General features: G+C 63.3%; 14 protein-coding genes and 1 riboswitch. Of the genes, 6 read left to right on the top strand and 8 right to left on the bottom strand.

Annotated elements, in window-relative coordinates:
• Positions 1 to 46 precede the first annotated feature (46 nt).
• Both JOD78_RS06905 and JOD78_RS06900 read right to left on the bottom strand, forming a co-directional pair.
• Positions 47 to 1,972, bottom strand: coding sequence for a chemotaxis protein CheA (locus tag JOD78_RS06905; protein WP_209566936.1), 1,926 nt, complete (start codon positions 1,970 to 1,972; stop codon positions 47 to 49).
• The gene (locus tag JOD78_RS06900; protein WP_121042082.1) at positions 1,972 to 2,715 is read right to left on the bottom strand and encodes a protein phosphatase CheZ; all 744 of its coding nucleotides are present in this window, start codon (positions 2,713 to 2,715) and stop codon (positions 1,972 to 1,974) included. The genes JOD78_RS06905 and JOD78_RS06900 overlap by 1 nt, the downstream gene beginning before the upstream one ends.
• Positions 2,716 to 3,214: 499 nt before the next feature.
• Positions 3,215 to 3,492, top strand: a riboswitch (cobalamin riboswitch).
• Between the two features lie 79 nt (positions 3,493 to 3,571).
• Between JOD78_RS06900 and JOD78_RS06895 the strand changes: the two genes are divergently transcribed.
• From JOD78_RS06895 to JOD78_RS06875, 5 genes are all read left to right on the top strand, one after another.
• The gene (locus JOD78_RS06895; RefSeq protein WP_209566935.1) at positions 3,572 to 5,548 is read left to right on the top strand and encodes a TonB-dependent receptor; all 1,977 of its coding nucleotides are present in this window, start codon (positions 3,572 to 3,574) and stop codon (positions 5,546 to 5,548) included.
• A gap of 22 nt (positions 5,549 to 5,570) precedes the next feature.
• Positions 5,571 to 6,554, top strand: coding sequence for an iron ABC transporter permease (locus tag JOD78_RS06890; RefSeq protein WP_199725075.1), 984 nt, complete (start codon positions 5,571 to 5,573; stop codon positions 6,552 to 6,554).
• The gene (locus JOD78_RS06885; RefSeq protein WP_348534251.1) at positions 6,551 to 7,360 is read left to right on the top strand and encodes an ABC transporter ATP-binding protein; all 810 of its coding nucleotides are present in this window, start codon (positions 6,551 to 6,553) and stop codon (positions 7,358 to 7,360) included. Before JOD78_RS06890 ends, JOD78_RS06885 begins: the two co-directional genes overlap by 4 nt.
• 165 nt (positions 7,361 to 7,525) lie before the next feature.
• On the top strand, positions 7,526 to 8,125 hold the full coding sequence (locus JOD78_RS06880; RefSeq protein ID WP_121042078.1) for a porin family protein: 600 nt from the start codon (positions 7,526 to 7,528) through the stop codon (positions 8,123 to 8,125).
• Positions 8,126 to 8,451: 326 nt separating this feature from the next.
• Positions 8,452 to 9,081 (top strand): outer membrane beta-barrel protein, encoded by a 630-nt coding sequence (locus JOD78_RS06875; protein WP_158601259.1) that lies wholly within the window; start codon positions 8,452 to 8,454, stop codon positions 9,079 to 9,081.
• A gap of 46 nt (positions 9,082 to 9,127) precedes the next feature.
• Here the strand turns inward: JOD78_RS06875 and JOD78_RS06870 are convergent, their stop codons facing one another.
• The 4 genes from JOD78_RS06870 to JOD78_RS06855 all read right to left on the bottom strand — a co-directional run bounded on the left by JOD78_RS06870 (position 9,128) and on the right by JOD78_RS06855 (position 12,057).
• Positions 9,128 to 10,015: a cobalamin-binding protein gene (locus JOD78_RS06870; RefSeq protein ID WP_121042074.1), complete on the bottom strand. Its 888-nt coding sequence runs from the start codon at positions 10,013 to 10,015 to the stop codon at positions 9,128 to 9,130.
• Positions 10,016 to 10,018: 3 nt separating this feature from the next.
• Positions 10,019 to 10,858, bottom strand: a complete 840-nt coding sequence (gene panC / locus JOD78_RS06865; protein ID WP_209566933.1) for a pantoate--beta-alanine ligase — start codon at positions 10,856 to 10,858, stop codon at positions 10,019 to 10,021.
• An 89-nt stretch (positions 10,859 to 10,947) separates the two neighbouring features.
• Positions 10,948 to 11,844, bottom strand: a complete 897-nt coding sequence (locus JOD78_RS06860; RefSeq protein ID WP_039784902.1) for a ScpA family protein — start codon at positions 11,842 to 11,844, stop codon at positions 10,948 to 10,950.
• A 9-nt stretch (positions 11,845 to 11,853) separates the two neighbouring features.
• Positions 11,854 to 12,057 carry a DUF3460 family protein gene (locus JOD78_RS06855; RefSeq protein ID WP_034337181.1) on the bottom strand — a complete coding sequence of 68 codons (204 nt, stop codon included), beginning with the start codon at positions 12,055 to 12,057 and terminating at the stop codon, positions 11,854 to 11,856.
• Between the two features lie 71 nt (positions 12,058 to 12,128).
• Between JOD78_RS06855 and JOD78_RS06850 the strand changes: the two genes are divergently transcribed.
• Complete coding sequence (locus JOD78_RS06850; protein ID WP_121042070.1) at positions 12,129 to 12,656, top strand: hypothetical protein; 528 nt, start codon at positions 12,129 to 12,131, stop codon at positions 12,654 to 12,656.
• A 12-nt stretch (positions 12,657 to 12,668) separates the two neighbouring features.
• On the opposite strand, the gene JOD78_RS06845 is transcribed toward JOD78_RS06850, so the two are convergent.
• Entirely contained in the window at positions 12,669 to 13,499 is an 831-nt protein-coding gene (locus JOD78_RS06845) for a carbohydrate ABC transporter permease (protein ID WP_121042068.1), read from the bottom strand.
• A complete protein-coding gene (locus JOD78_RS06840) occupies positions 13,496 to 14,371 on the bottom strand; it encodes a sugar ABC transporter permease (RefSeq protein WP_209566932.1) in 876 nt (291 codons plus the stop codon). The genes JOD78_RS06845 and JOD78_RS06840 overlap by 4 nt, the downstream gene beginning before the upstream one ends.

Genomic DNA, 14,371 nt, shown 5'->3' with positions numbered 1-14,371 from the left:
TCCTTGCAGATCCGGCCGTTTGCGTTTGCAGCGCTGGGCGGCAATCTTATGCCACCGCCGTGCGCTCCAGATCGCGGCAGCCATCCAGCAGGAAGGACAGGCCCACCACCAGCACCAGTTCACCTTCGGCCGAACGGGCCGTACCGGTGATGCCGGCAGTGTGGATTGCGGTCAGCGGCTTGATCACGAGATCGGCCGTGCCTTCCACCGATTCCACGCCCAGGATGTAGGGGTGGGGAACCGCCATGACGATACCCACTCGCTCATTGCCCGGCTCGTAGCCCAGCACGCCGGCCAGCGAATTGACCGGCAGCGGACGGCCCTGGTCGCGCAGCACCGGGGCGCCGCCGACTTCGTCGAAGGTTTCCGGCAGCTCGACCACGCGCTCCACCACCGCCATCGGCAGGGCCAGCGGAGCACCGGCGCAGCGCACCAGCATGGTCGGGATGATCGACAGTTCGATGGGCAGGCGGATCGAGAACTTGGTGCCCTTGCCGATGGTGGATTCGATGCGGATGGTGCCGCGATGCTTTTCCACCGCCGTCTTGACCACGTCCATGCCCACGCCGCGTCCGGAGACGCTGGAGGCCACTTCCTTGGTCGAGAAACCGGGCAGGAACACCAGCTGCAAGGCTTCGTCGGAGGTCAGCGCCTGGTGCTCGTTGATCAGGCCCTTGGCCAGCGCCTTGTTGCGCAGCATGTCCGGGTCCATGCCCTTGCCGTCATCGAAGACTTCGATCATGACGCTGCTGCCGGCCTGCCAGGCGTTGAGCGAGATGGTCGCCTTGTTGGGCTTGCCGGCCGCGGCGCGGTCCACTTCGATACCGTGGTCCAGCGAGTTGCGCAGCATGTGCACCAGCGGGTCGTAGAGGCTGTCCACCACCACGCGGTCGACTTCGGTTTCGGCACCGGTGATGACCAGGTCGACGTCCTTGCCGAGGTCCTTGGCCAGTTCGCGCACCAGTCGGGGGAATTTCTGGAACAGGCGGCCGACCGGCTGCATGCGCGTGGACAGCGTGGCGCGTTGCAGTTCGCTGGAGTAGCGCGAGGCGCGGCCCAGGGTTTCGGCCAGGGTCGACATCAGGGCCGCAGCGGTCCCTTCGAACTTGAACTGCTGCAGCTTTTCCAGCAGCACGGCAGCCTGGTTGGCGGCCTGCACCGATTCGCCGGCCACTTCCAGCAGGGCGTCCAGCTTGACGGCATCGATACGGATGCTTTCTTCCTTGGCCCCGCCAGGGGAATCGGTGGCGCGGCGATTCTGCTGTACCGGCGCGGCGGCCTTGGGCTCGCCATCGGCTGCGGGCGCGGCAGGCGCGGCAGCAGCGGGTGCCGCTGCGGCGGCAGCCACCGGGGCCGCCTCGGCGCTACCCTCCGCGACCGGCGCGGCAGCCGCACCGGGCACCAGGGCCTGGTAGAGGGCGGGCCAGTCCAGTTCGCCATTCTTCATCACGCTGGCACTGCCATCGACGCTGACGGCGGCCACTGCAGCGGCGGCTGCGGGCGCGGCCACCGGTGCTGCGGCTGCCGGTGCTGCTGCCGGGGCAGGCGCTGCTGCCGCTGGGGCAGGGGCCGGCGTGGATTCGCTCTTGCCTTCGATGGCCTGGGTCAGGATGTCCTTCAGTTCGGCCGGCATCGAGGCCAGGCTGTCGGGCGCCGCACCGTTGGACAATTCGTTCAACTGGTCGGCCACGAAGCCGCTGGCCTGCAGCGCCGCTTCGATGGCCAGCGGCGTGACCGGGGCCTTGCCGGTGCGCAGCGCATCGAACAGGTTTTCGGTCAGGTGGCAGGCCGACACCATGGCCGGCAGGTTCACGAACCCGGCGCCACCCTTGATGGTGTGGAATGCGCGGAAGACCGCGTTGAGGATTTCAAGGTCATCAGGATGTCGTTCCAGCGTCAGCAGGTGCTCTTCCACGTTGGTGGCGAGATCCAACGCTTCAACGACAAAATCCTTGAGCATTTCGTCATCCATTAGAACCCCAGGCTATCGAGTAAGTCGTCCACATCGTCCTGACCCATGGCGGTGCCGCCCACGGAGGGGCCATTCATCAGGGTTACCGGTTTTTCGGCATCGATCTGCGCCTTGACTTCCGGCGGTGCATTGTCGCGCAGCAGTTGCGCCAGCTCGCGCTCGGCGGAAGCGGTGATGGCCACGATCTTCTTGATCAACTGGCCGGTGATGTCCTGGAAGTCCTGGGCCATCATGATTTCCAGCATGCGCGCCTTTTCCGCCTCGGTCGATTCCATCACCGAATTGGAGAACTTCTGCGAGTCGCCCGCCAGTGCCTTGAATTCCTCGATGTTCATCTGGCCGGCATACAGCTTGGTCCAGCGCGCGTTGATGTCCTTGGCTTGCTCCTGCAGGCGGTCCTGGGCCGGCATGCCGGAGTCCAGCGCATTGAGCACCTTGTTGGCGGCCTGCTCGGTGAGGGTGGCGATGTGTTCCAGACGGCTCTGGGCGTCGCCGATCTGCTCGGCCACGTCGGTCAGCGAACGGTCGTAGCCGAGTTCGCGCATGGAGTCGTGCAGCAGGCGCACGATGCCGCCCAGGCGTTCGTACATGGGCTTGTCGCTCTGGTCCTCCTGTTCGCCTGCAGCCGCTTCTTCGGTGCCGGCGGCGGCGGGGGCGGCGGCAGCCGGTTCGGCAGTCATGCCCGGTAGCGTCTGCGAGGAAATTTCGTCAAACAATGCTTCCAGATCAACGTCGTCGCTCATGATTACTGATTCTCCCAACAAAGGTGTGCGCTCGTCGGCGCACTGCTGTGCAAAGTTGCCCGTAGGCGGATCTAATGCGTCGTTCCGGGAGGCACAGCCACTACCACCGCCCCGATATCAGACAGATATCGGCAGCCAGAGGCAGTCTCTGAAGGCCCGCAGACCACGACAACGTTCAGGATGACAGTGAGGCCGGCCGACCCCGCAAGGGTCCGCCGGTCGACGATGCCATGGCGCCGAGTATAGGACCGCTTGGCGTGATCTCATCGGCCAAACAGCGAGTGAAATCCCCCATTTGTTTCAATTTTTCGGCCCCACCACAAAAAATTGGCAAGAACCGCGATTCAAATGTTTTTTGATAGAAAAATCGAATTTTTTCTATATATCACTGCTGAGGATGGATTTTATCCGGCTTTTTCCTGAAAGCAATTGCGGCTGTCCCGCTTGTGCTGATTTACATCACCTGGGTGCTGCGGCTTGTGGCGTGTACGCTGCACGCCTACAATGGCGCGGTTTTGGTGCCCGCCGGCGTGTCCTCGCCGGCAGTTAAACGGGAAACACGCGCCAGGCCGCCTGCAGCCAGCAGGGCGGTCAGCCAAGGTGTACTGCCCCCGCAACGGTAACCAGGTGCCGGCGACGATGTGACGATGCGTCGCGTCTCGCCGGCGAGACCTCTTCCACGCCACTGTGTTTTTGCGCGAACGTTCACTTCGCCACATGGGAAGGCCGATGGTCATGCCTGCAGTCCGGAGACCGGCCAGAACAGGAGGAGCCCGCACAGCCAGTATTGGTGCGGTTTTCCGTTGATTGCGGCCCGCGGGGAGGCTGGCTGCACAGATTCTTTACCTGATTTTTCATGCATATCGCTTATTTCCAGGCCCGCTGTGGCGGTCCTCGCCCCCGTATTGCCCTGCGCACTGCCAGTGCGCTGATTCTTTCGGCTTTCGCAGCCTCGACCCACGCCGCCGATACCAGCCAGCCGCTGTCGGCGGTAGTGGTCTCGGCCTCGCGCTTCCCCAATGATCCGGCATTCCCGCCGGTCGCTGCCACCGTCATCACCGCCGAGCAGATCCGCGAAGCCGGCATCGACAACGCCAACGAAGCCATCCGCAAGCTGGGCGGCGTCTATGGGCGCCAGAGCCTGTCCGGCCCGCGCGACTTCCCGCTGGACCTGCGCGGCTTCGGCACCAATGGCGACCAGAACATGGTGGTGCTGGTCGATGGCGTGCGCATTTCCGAGAATGAACTGGCCACGCCGCTGCTGTCGGCGATCCCCATCGAAACCATCGAGCGCATCGAGATCGTGCGCGGCGGCAGCAGCGTGCTGTATGGCAGCGGCGCTACCGGCGGCACCATCCAGATCATCACGCGCCGCCCGCAGGCCAATACCGTGCGCGGAACCGTGATCGGCGAGGTCGGCAGCAACGGTCAGCGCGCCGGCCGGGCAGCGGTTTCGCGCGGCTGGGACAACATGTCCATCGACGCCAGCTATGCCAAGTCGCATGCCGACAACTGGCGCGACAACAGCAAGTCCAATCAGGAAAATTTCAGTACCACGGTGCAGTGGTTCGCCAGCGACTGGCGCTTCGGCCTGCGCGCCAACTTGTCGCGCGCCGATTTCGGCCTGCCGGGCAGCCTGAGCCAGGCGCAATATGACGCCAATGCGCGCCAGACCAGCAAGCCGCTGGATCATGGCTCCTACGACAATGACAGCATCACGGCCTTCCTCGAGCGCCGCTTCGGTGCCTTCGACGTGGCGGCCGAGCTGTTGCATCGGGAGAAGATTTCGCGCTCCACCTATGTCAGCAGCGGCTCCACCGCGCAAGCCAACATCCGGACCACCCAGTTCTCGCCGCGCCTGCGTCACGTGCTCGACAGCGGCCTGTGGAAGAACGAAGCCATTGCCGGTGTGGACCTGGCCGAATGGAGTTCGGCCACCAATGCCAGCTATGGCAACAGCGATGCCTCCCAGCATTCGAAGGCGCTGTACCTGCGCGATGAAATCGAGTTTGACCGCAACGCCCGCCTCGCTGCCGGCGTGCGCCGCGAGCAGTTCACCCAGCAGAGCGATTCCGGCGCCTATGGCCGCACCAGCGCCGTCAATGCCTGGGATCTGCAAGCCAGCTATGCGCCGCTGCCGCTGCTGCGCGGCTTCGTCAAGACCGGCCAGAGCTATCGTCTGGCAACTGCCGACGAGAACGGCTTCACGGCCTTGCCCAGCGGCGCGGTCCTGAAACCGCAGGTCTCGCATGACCTGGAACTGGGCGCGACCCTGGGCCATACGGCGCGCCAGGTGACGCTGCGCTGGTTCCGCCATCGCGTGCGCGACGAGCTGTATTATGACCCGACCGCCAACGGTGGCTTCGGGGCCAACAGCAACCTGGCCCCCACCCGCCATCAGGGTGTGGAACTGGAAGGCCGTGTGCAGCTGACCGAGACCCTGGGCTGGAGTGCCACCTACCAGCACATCAATGCGCGTTTCGAGGAAGGCGACAACAGCGGCAAGCAACTGGCGCTGGTGCCGGCCAATACCCTGTCGACCCGCCTGAACTGGAAGTCCGGACAGCAAAGCGCCGACGTCGGTGCACGCTGGGTGGACCGCCAGCGCATGGGCAACGACTTCGCCAACACCTGCGCGCGCATGCCTTCGTTCACTACCTTCGATGCGCGGTATGCGGTGCGTGTCAGCGCCTGGGAATTTGCCGTCACGGGGACCAATCTGGCTGATCGCAAGTATTACTCGCAGGCGTATGACTGCAGTGGCGGGGCGGTCTCGGGCATCTATCCGGAGGACGGACGGGCCTTGAAATTCACCGCCCGCTACGACTTCTGATGCTGACCTGATCCTGGCCCCGATGCGACGTTACCTGCCTGTGCTGTGCACCTTGCTGCTGCTGTCCCTGCTGGCCTTGTCGGCGGCGGTGCTGTGCGGCAGTACTGGCTGTTTGCGTCCTTCGGCCTCCGCCGACCAGTTGGCGATGCTGCTGTCGCTGCGCGTGCCACGCGCGCTGACCGCCTTTGCCGTGGGCGGCGCGCTGGCCCTGTCGGGGGCGCTGATGCAGGTACTGTTGCGCAATCCGCTGGCCGATCCCTATGTATTGGGCTTGTCGGGCGGTTCGGCGGCCGGGGCCTTGCTGGCCATGCTGGCAGCCCTGCGGCTGGGCTGGCCGGTACAGGCCGTCACCGCACCCGGCGCCTTGCTGGGCGCGGGGCTGGCGATGCTGCTGCTGTTCGGGCTGGTGCGTCCCTCGCTGCGGCATCTGGCGGTGTCTCCCTTGTTGTCCAGCCAGCGCCTGTTGCTGACGGGTGTGATGCTGGCAGCGGGATTCGGTGCGCTGATTTCGCTGGCGCTGTCGATTGCGCCGGATGCGCAGTTGCGCGGCATGGTGTTCTGGCTGATCGGCGACCTCGACGATGCGCGCCTGCTGTCCTTGATGGCACCGGTGTTGCTGCTGGCATTGCTGTGGAGCTGGCGTCATGCGCCCTCGCTCAATCTGCTGGCACGCGGCGATGCCTTTGCGCAGTTGCTGGGCGTGCCGGTGATGCGGCTGCGGGTGATGCTTCTGTGTGTAACGGCGGCCTGCACGGCCGGTGCCGTGGCGATGGCGGGGACCATCGGCTTCGTCGGACTGGTGGTGCCGCATGGCTTGCGCCTGCTGGTCGGCAATGACCAGCGCCTGCTGCTGCCGGCCTGTGTCCTTGGCGGCGGGGCCATGCTGACGCTGGCGGATTTGCTGGCGCGTACCGTGGCCGCACCGGTGCAACTGCCGGTGGGAGTGATCACGGCACTGGTGGGCGTGCCAATGTTCCTGTGGCTGCTGGCGCGGAGCCGCCCATGACGAATATGACGCATTCTTCAGTGCCCGTTCTGCAGACCCGCCAGCTGGCGGTGTGCGCGGGTGAGCGTGTCCTGCTGCAGGCGCTGGACTGGCAGGTGCGCGCGGGTGAATTCTGGTGCGTGCTGGGGCGCAACGGGGTCGGCAAAAGCAGCCTGCTGCATGTACTGGCCGGCTTGCAGGCGGCGCATGCCGGCGAGGTTCTGCTGCAGGGAAGGGCGCTGTCGTCCTTTTCGCCGTCGCAACTGGCCTTGCAGCGCGGCCTGCTGTTGCAACATCAACAGGATGCGTTTTCGCTGCAGGTGCTGGATGCCGTCATGGCGGGCCGCTTTGCCCATGGCGATGGCTGGGGCGCGCCGGAGAAGGACAGCGCGCTGGCCTTGTCCGCCCTCGAACAGGTCGGCCTGTCCGGCTTGGCGGGACAGGATCTGTTGCGGCTGTCCGGCGGGGAGCGCCAGCGCGTGGCGCTGGCGACCTTGCTGGTGCAGGCTCCCGCGCTCTGTCTGCTGGATGAGCCGACCTCGCATCAGGATATCGCGGCCCAATTGCAGGTAATGCAATTGCTGCAGGAATGGGCGCAGGAGGGCAGGGCCGTGGTAGCCAGTTGTCACGATATCAATCTTGCGCGGCGCTTTGCCTCGCATATCCTGCTGCTCGACGGCAGCACCGCGCACGGCGGCACCGCGGAAGCCATCCTGCAGCCTGAAGCGCTGGAGGCGGCGTATGGATGCCACTTCTTCCCGGTCGCGAGCCCGGACGGTGTGGTGTTCGTGGCGAGCCAGGGTGAGCAGGAGAAGCGCAGGGTTTGAAAGAAGCTTCGTATTCTCATCTGCTGATATGTTGTTTTTCAGCAAAAGAGCTCAAAAAATCAACAGAAAACTCTTTACCAATATTTACGAATTCTCACCTCCCGATATAATTGCCGCCGGGGAAAACCCTGACGAAGTACTGACAATTATTTAGGGATATCAGGAATGAAAAAGAATATCGCAGCAGCAGTTGCAGCAATCGCAGCAATGATGGCCGCCGGTTCGGTGGCAGCGCAGACCGTTGACAGCGGCGTGTACATCGGCCTGGAAGGCGGCGTCGCCACCATCAGCAGCATCGCTACCCCGACCAACGGCGTGAAGACCTCCGAAACCAACGAAACCGGTGCCCTGCGCGCCCTGGTTGGTTATCAGATCAACAAGAACTTCGCGATCGAACTGGGTTACTTCGCCACCGACGACTTCAAGCAAGACGGTACCAACCGCACCGGTACCGTGCGTTACAACGTCAAGGCTGACGTCAAGGGCGCCGATCTGTCCGTGATCTACAAGTTCACCGAATTCGTGCCAGGCCTGTACCTGAAGGCGGGTGCGACCCGTTCCAAGGTTTCCCTGGAACTTAGCCAGCCGTCCGGCACGAGCTCCTTCTCGCAAACCGGTACCGGTTACCTGTACGGCCTGGGCTATGAGTTCGCCGTGGCGAAGAACGTTGGCATCAACGTTGGCTACACCCGCTTCGAAAAGCTGGGTGGCGAAAGCGACAACAAGATGAATCTGTACTCGGCTGGCGTGAAGTACAAGTTCTAAGCTTTACCTGCAGTTTTGCGGGTCTTGAAATCCCTCCCTGGTGGAGGGATTTTTTTCGTTCGCATGCAGCGTACAGGCACCCATGCCAGCCCCTGTAGCGACTTGTTTTTTCGCTTGCACTTCATTCCATTTCGAGCGGACCTTCGCTATTCATCGAGGAAAATACTCATTTTTCTCGCATTCGGATGACTTCTCCTCATCAACTCCTATGATCGCGCCCGGCTTGGCACAGCACCTCCGTGCTACGTCAGGAGCTCGTTCCCGAGGGCAGCGGCACACGCCTCCGGGATCGCAACGATTCGATCAACTTCGTGGGAGATATGCAGATGAAGGTAATCCATTTAATCGCCGCCACTGCGGCATTGGCTATGTCGACCGTGGGCTTTGCGCAGGAGTCCAGGCCGGCGACCGGCATCTATGTCGGTCTGGAAGGCGGCTCGGTCAGCTATGCCGTCAACGACGGCAATGACGGCCCGTCACGAGACGAATATGACGAAAGCGCCCGGGCTGGTGCCGTGCGGCTGTCCGTCGGCTATCAGTTCACTCCCAATTTTTCCCTGGAATCGGGATATTTCCATCTGGGTGATTTCAAGCGAGAAGAACGCAACGCTGGCCCCTATCGCTGGCATCTGACGGCCAACACCCATGGTTTCGACCTGCTTGCGATCTACAAATTGACCGCGTTCATTCCCGGGCTGTATCTGAAAGGAGGCCTGATGCATTCCCAGGTCTCTCTGGAGGCCGCAGAGGAAGGGCCCTATGCGTACCGCAGATCCACTTCCCACGCGCAGTCCGGTATTGGTTACCAGTTGGGGATCGGCTACGAATATGACCTGACTTCCCGCTTCAGCATCAATGGCGCTTACACCCGTCTGCAGCGTGTGGGCGGTTCCTGGGAGGATGGTGTTTCAGTCAATGCCAATCTCCTGAGCGCTGGCCTGAAATATCGCTTCTGAATACCTTCAGTCTGAAGCCGCACATCCCTCCTCGTGAGGGATGTTTTTATTGAGCGCTTGTTGCTTGTCGTGCCTGATCCAGCTTCCCGCACACTTCCTGCGCCGCCTCCAGCACCCGTGGCCCGGCGCGGTTCAGCCAATCCGCATTGACGGTATGGAGCTGCCCGTCGCGCACGGCTCGCAGGCGGGGAAAGGCCTTCCAGCGCTCCAGCGGCTGGTCGCGCGCATCGCCTGCCGTGAGAATCACTTGAGGATCTGCTGCCAGCACCGACTCCACACTGACCGTAGGCGCCAGTTGCGGCAGGTCGGCGAAGATATTGCGTCCGCCGCACAGGCGCAGCACCGACGACACCATGTGCTGGCCGTTGAGCGTCATCAGAGGCTGGCTCCAGATCTGATAGAACACGCTCACCGGCGTACGGCCGCGATATTGCGCTTCCAGCTGCTGCCAACGCGCACGGAAGGCAGTCGCCGCCGCTTGGGCGGTGGCCTCGGTACCGGCCAACTGGCCCAGTCGTTCCAGCGAAGTAGCGATCATGCCGAAATCGGCCGGCTGGCTCTCGAAGACGGGAATGCCCAGGCTGCGCAGGCGCGCCAGTTGCAGGGGTTTGTTGCCGCTGTGCCAGGCCACGACCAGATCGGGTTTGAGGCTGGCGATGCGCTCCAGGTCGAGCGCGTTGTAGCCGCCCAGGTTGGGCAGGCGGGCAGCTTGCGGGGGATAGTCGCTGTGATTGCTGGCGCCGACGATCTGCTCGCCGGCGCCGGCCGCGTACAGCAGTTCGGTAACATGTGGGGCCAGGCTGACGATGCGGCGCGCCGGCTGTAGCAGGGTGACGTTCTGGCCCAGGTCATCCTGGACGGTGATGCTGGCGTGGGCTGCGCCGGCCGCCAGCAATCCGGTGAGGGACAGCAGCCAGGCCGCCAGCACACGCATGGATCAGATTTCCAGGTTGTCGATCAGGCGCGTGGCACTCAGCTTGGCGGCAGACAGCACGACCAGCGGCGCGCCTTGTTCCATGTCGGCTGCTGAAGGCGGCTGCAAGTCGATGCGCTTGCGTACGGCCACGTAGTCCGGCTTCCAGCCACGGCCGGCCAGGCGTTCCATGGCCAGTTGCTCGACCAGGGCGACGTTGTGCTGGCCGCCGCGCACTTCGTTGGCCACGTCGTTGAGCACCTGGTAGAGCAGCGGCGCTTCGGCGCGTTCTTCGGCCGACAGGTAGCCGTTGCGCGAGGACAGGGCCAGGCCGTCTTCGGCGCGATAGGTTTCGGCGCCCACGATTTCGGTCGGCAGGGCGAACTGGCGCGCCATGTTGCGCACGATCATCAACTGCTGGTAATCCTTCTTGCCGAAGACGGCGACGCGCGGCTGCACGCAGGAAAACAATTTCATCACCACGGTGGAGACCCCGGTGAAGAAGCCGGGACGGAATTCACCTTCCAGGATGTTGCCCAGGTCATTGGGCGGCTGCACGCGGTATTCCTGCGGTTCCGGGTACATATCCTTTTCGGTGGGGGCGAAGAGGACGTAGACGCCTTCCTTTTCGAGCTTCTCGACGTCGGCCTGGAAGGTGCGGGGATATTTGTCGAAGTCCTCGTTGGGGCCGAACTGCAGGCGGTTCACGAAGATCGAGGCCACCACCGGGTCGCCGTGGGTGCGCGCCAGGCGCATCAGGGACAGATGGCCTTCGTGCAGGTTGCCCATGGTCGCCACGAAGGCGGTGCGCAACTGGCCGCGCAGGTGGTCGCGGAGTTCTTCGATGGAGGAAATGATTTTCATGCGGATTCTCTGGTTGCGGGCGGACCGTCGCGTGGCTTGTCGCTCAAGCCTGCGCAGCCCGGCCCCGGTTGCCGGTCGGCTGCGCCCGCTCAGCTGGGCGAGTACGACAGTCTGACATAGATGGGCGCGAAGGCTTCGGCCTGGGTGATTTCGATGAGCGTTTCCTTGGCCAGTTCGAGCAGGGCGATAAAGTTGACCACCACCACCGGTACCCCGCGCGAGGGATCGAAGAGGTCCGAGAACTCGACGAAACGCGCCGACTGCAAACGCCGCAAGATGCCCGTCATGTGCTCGCGCACCGACAGTTCTTCGCGGCTGATGTGGTGATGCTGGGTCAGCTTGGCGCGCTTGAGGATATCGGCCCAGACCGCCTTGAGGTCGTCGATGTCGACCTCGGGCCAGCGCGTGACCACGGTCTGCTCGATGTGGACCTGGGTGCGCACGTAGTCGCGGCCGACTTGCGGCAGCTGGTCCAGCTCCTGGGCGGCCAGCTTGATCTGTTCATATTCCAGCAGGCGGCGCACCAGCTCGGCGCGCGGATCTTCCGGCTCCTCGCCGGGCTCGGCCTTCTTGGCCGGCAGCAGCATGCGCGACTTGATCTCGATGAGCATGGCGGCCATCAGCAGGTACTCGGCGGCCAGTTCCAGGTTCTGCTTGCGGATCTGCTCGACGTATTCCAGGTATTGCGCGGTGACTTGCGCCAGCGGAATGTCGAGGATGTTGAAGTTCTGCTTGCGAATCAGGTACAGCAGCAGGTCCAGCGGACCCTGGAAGGCTTCCAGGAAGACTTCCAGCGCATCCGGCGGGATGTAGAGGTCATTGGGCAGCTGGAACAGCGGTTCTCCGTACAGGCGTGCCAATGCCACGCCGTCGATCACGTCGGGCGTGGTGTCCTGCTGGCCTGCGGGGGTGATGTCGATGGCGTCGGCGCTGGGTTCCGCGCCGGGCTGGCCGGCGGGATCGGTGCCACCTGCTTGAACCGTCATGCGAACAGCTTAGTGGCTCTGGTAGACGTAGGGCTGCTGGGCCACGCGCGAAGCCTTGTCACGGGCGGACTTGTCCAGGTCCAGCGGTTCCTTGTCCCACAGCAGGGCGCGGCCGGCGCGTTGGGACTCTTCCAGCTTCGGGTTCTTCGTCTTCAGTTCGTCGATGAACTGGGTGATTTCAGATACGTAGGTGGTCTTTTTTCCGAAGAGCATGATATTTTCAGGCCAAATGTTACACAGAAGCCGTATTTTACCTTGTCTTCATCAGGGATAATCAATTACCTATGCGTGAACCCATCTTCACCCGCCTGCGTCGCCACGCCGGTCATTTCGGCGCTTTGCTTGTCGCTCTGGCCATGTTTGGCTGCGACCGCAATGGCAATCCCATCGAGGAGTTCGGTTTGGACAAGCTGCAAAAGGGTGTTTCCAGCGAAGCCGACGTGCGCGGCGTAATGGGCCAGCCCGATACCGTCTGGGAAGACGGGGGCGGGGCCAGGACCCTGGAATACCCCAAGGGACCGGAAGGCATCCGGACCTGGATGTTCCGTATCGGGGCCTCCGGTACGCTGATCGACTACACGCAGGTGCTGACGCAGGATCATTTCGACACCATTCGTCCCGGCATGAGCACCGAGCAGATCCGGCGCGAATTCGGCCGGCCGCGCAGCGTGGTGCAGTTCGCCCGCAAGAATGAGGAAGTGTGGGACTGGAAGTATCGCTACGTGCACGAGGACCGGCTTTTCAACGTGCATTTCGACATCACCACCAAGCAGGTCGTGCGCACCTCGATTTCTGAAATCTCGGGCCACTGAAGCGCTGCGGGTTCAGCGTATCCCTGCCCGCATGAACGACTGCACGAACTGGCGCTGGAACAGCAGGAACGCCAGCAGCAAAGGCGCAGAAGTCATCAGCGTGGCCGCCGTGATGATGGACCAGTCTACCCCCTGGTCGGTGGAGGAGAATACCTGCAGCCCCACCGTCAGCGGGCGCGATTCCACCGAATTGGTCACGATCAGCGGCCACAGGAAGTTGTTCCAGTGGGTACTGACCGAGACCAGCCCGAAGGCGATATAGATCGGCTTGGCCAGCGGCACATAGACCTGCATCAGGATCTGCCAGGCCGAGGCGCCCTCCACGGTTGCCGCTTCATCCAGCTCGCGCGGCACCGTCTTGAAGGTCTGGCGCAGCAGGAAGATGCCGAACGCCGAGGCGAAGTAGGGCAGGCCAATCGAGAGGATGGTGTCGCGCAGACCCAGCAGGTTCATGGTCTGGTAGTTCTCCACGATCAGGATGTCGGGCATCACCATCAGTTGCAGCAGTACCAGCATGAACATCACATTGCTGCCCCGAAAAGTGAAGCGGGCAAACGCATAGGCGGCCAGCGTGGCCAGCACCAGCTGCGCCGCCAGGATCATCGTCACCAGCAGGAAGGTGTTGAGGAAATAGCGCGGAAACGGCGCGGCATGCCAGGCGTTGGCAAAATTCTGCAGCGTCAGCGGTGCATCCGGCACGAAGCGGGTGGCGTAGGCGGCCGGATGGAAGGCCGTCCACAGCGCGTACAGCAGCGGCAGTAGCCACAGCAGCGCCAGCACCCAGGCAGCGACGGTTTCCAGCGCACGATGGCGCTCAGCGAAGGGTGAGGTAGGCGCGATCATTGATAGTGGGTCCTGCGGTCAAGTACACGAAACTTCACCAGCGCAATCAGCCCCAGCAGGGCCAGCAGCACTACCGTCAGGGCTGCAGCGTAGGAAGAATCCCAGAAGGCGAAGCCAACTTCATAGATGTAGTACAGCAGCAGGGAGCTGGCGTTGTCCGGTCCGCCCTTGGTCATCACCACGATGTGGTCCACCAGGCGGAAGGCGTTGATGAGCGCATTGATCAGCACGAACAGCGTGGTGGGCATGAGCAGCGGGAACTGCACGCGCCAGAAGTATTGCCAGCGCGATGCCCCTTCAAGTGCGGCGGCTTCGGCCAGCACCGGCGAGATCTGCTGCAGGGCGGCCAGGTAGAAGATCATGAAGAATCCCGCCTCCTTCCACACTGCCACCACCATCAGCGCACCCAGCACGGTCTGCGGATTGCCCAGCCAGTTGTGCGAGGGCAGGCCCAGCGCACCGGTGATCTGCTCCAGCAAGCCGTATTGCGGGGTATAGAAGAACAGCCAGATATTGGCCACCGCGATCATCGGCAGCACCGTCGGCGTGAAATAGGCCAGGCGCAGTACGCCGCGCCCGGCCAGTTTCTCGTTGACCCACAGCGCCATCAGGATGGCCAGGGCGATGGCCAGCGGGATGGTGCCGAGGGCGAACCAGAGGTTGTTGCACAGGGCCTGCCAGAACACCGGATCCTCCGCCATCAGCCGGTAATTCTCCAGTCCGACGAAGACCGATGGGCGGCCTCCCTTGGGCGTGGAAAAGAAGCTGTGCCAGAGCGTGGCCAGCGCCGGATAGTGCGTGAAGGCGATCAGCAGCACCATGGCCGGTGACAGCAGCAGCCAGGGCAGCACGGAGGAGGGCAGGCGTTTCAT

Source organism: Herbaspirillum sp. 1130 (assembly GCF_017833835.1).
Classification (GTDB): domain Bacteria; phylum Pseudomonadota; class Gammaproteobacteria; order Burkholderiales; family Burkholderiaceae_D; genus Herbaspirillum; species Herbaspirillum huttiense.
The sequence above is the reverse complement of the archived record's forward strand: the minus strand, read 5'-3'. Positions and strand labels throughout refer to the sequence as shown.

Bases quoted from the DNA above. Each gene is read 5' to 3' on its own strand.
- JOD78_RS06870 (WP_121042074.1), bottom strand. From the start codon at position 10,015: ATGCGTGTGCTGGCGGCCTGGCTGCTGTCCCTCACCGGATTGCTGGCG.
- JOD78_RS06905 (WP_209566936.1), bottom strand. From the start codon at position 1,972: ATGGATGACGAAATGCTCAAGGATTTTGTCGTTGAAGCGTTGGATCTC.
- JOD78_RS06845 (WP_121042068.1), bottom strand. From the start codon at position 13,499: ATGATCGCGCCTACCTCACCCTTCGCTGAGCGCCATCGTGCGCTGGAA.
- JOD78_RS06875 (WP_158601259.1), top strand. From the start codon at position 8,452: ATGAAGGTAATCCATTTAATCGCCGCCACTGCGGCATTGGCTATGTCG.
- JOD78_RS06885 (WP_348534251.1), top strand. From the start codon at position 6,551: ATGACGAATATGACGCATTCTTCAGTGCCCGTTCTGCAGACCCGCCAG.
- JOD78_RS06880 (WP_121042078.1), top strand. From the start codon at position 7,526: ATGAAAAAGAATATCGCAGCAGCAGTTGCAGCAATCGCAGCAATGATG.
- panC (WP_209566933.1), bottom strand. From the start codon at position 10,858: ATGAAAATCATTTCCTCCATCGAAGAACTCCGCGACCACCTGCGCGGC.
- JOD78_RS06840 (WP_209566932.1), bottom strand. From the start codon at position 14,371: ATGAAACGCCTGCCCTCCTCCGTGCTGCCCTGGCTGCTGCTGTCACCG.
- JOD78_RS06855 (WP_034337181.1), bottom strand. From the start codon at position 12,057: ATGCTCTTCGGAAAAAAGACCACCTACGTATCTGAAATCACCCAGTTC.
- JOD78_RS06900 (WP_121042082.1), bottom strand. From the start codon at position 2,715: ATGAGCGACGACGTTGATCTGGAAGCATTGTTTGACGAAATTTCCTCG.
- JOD78_RS06850 (WP_121042070.1), top strand. From the start codon at position 12,129: ATGCGTGAACCCATCTTCACCCGCCTGCGTCGCCACGCCGGTCATTTC.
- JOD78_RS06860 (WP_039784902.1), bottom strand. From the start codon at position 11,844: ATGACGGTTCAAGCAGGTGGCACCGATCCCGCCGGCCAGCCCGGCGCG.
- JOD78_RS06895 (WP_209566935.1), top strand. From the start codon at position 3,572: ATGCATATCGCTTATTTCCAGGCCCGCTGTGGCGGTCCTCGCCCCCGT.
- JOD78_RS06890 (WP_199725075.1), top strand. From the start codon at position 5,571: ATGCGACGTTACCTGCCTGTGCTGTGCACCTTGCTGCTGCTGTCCCTG.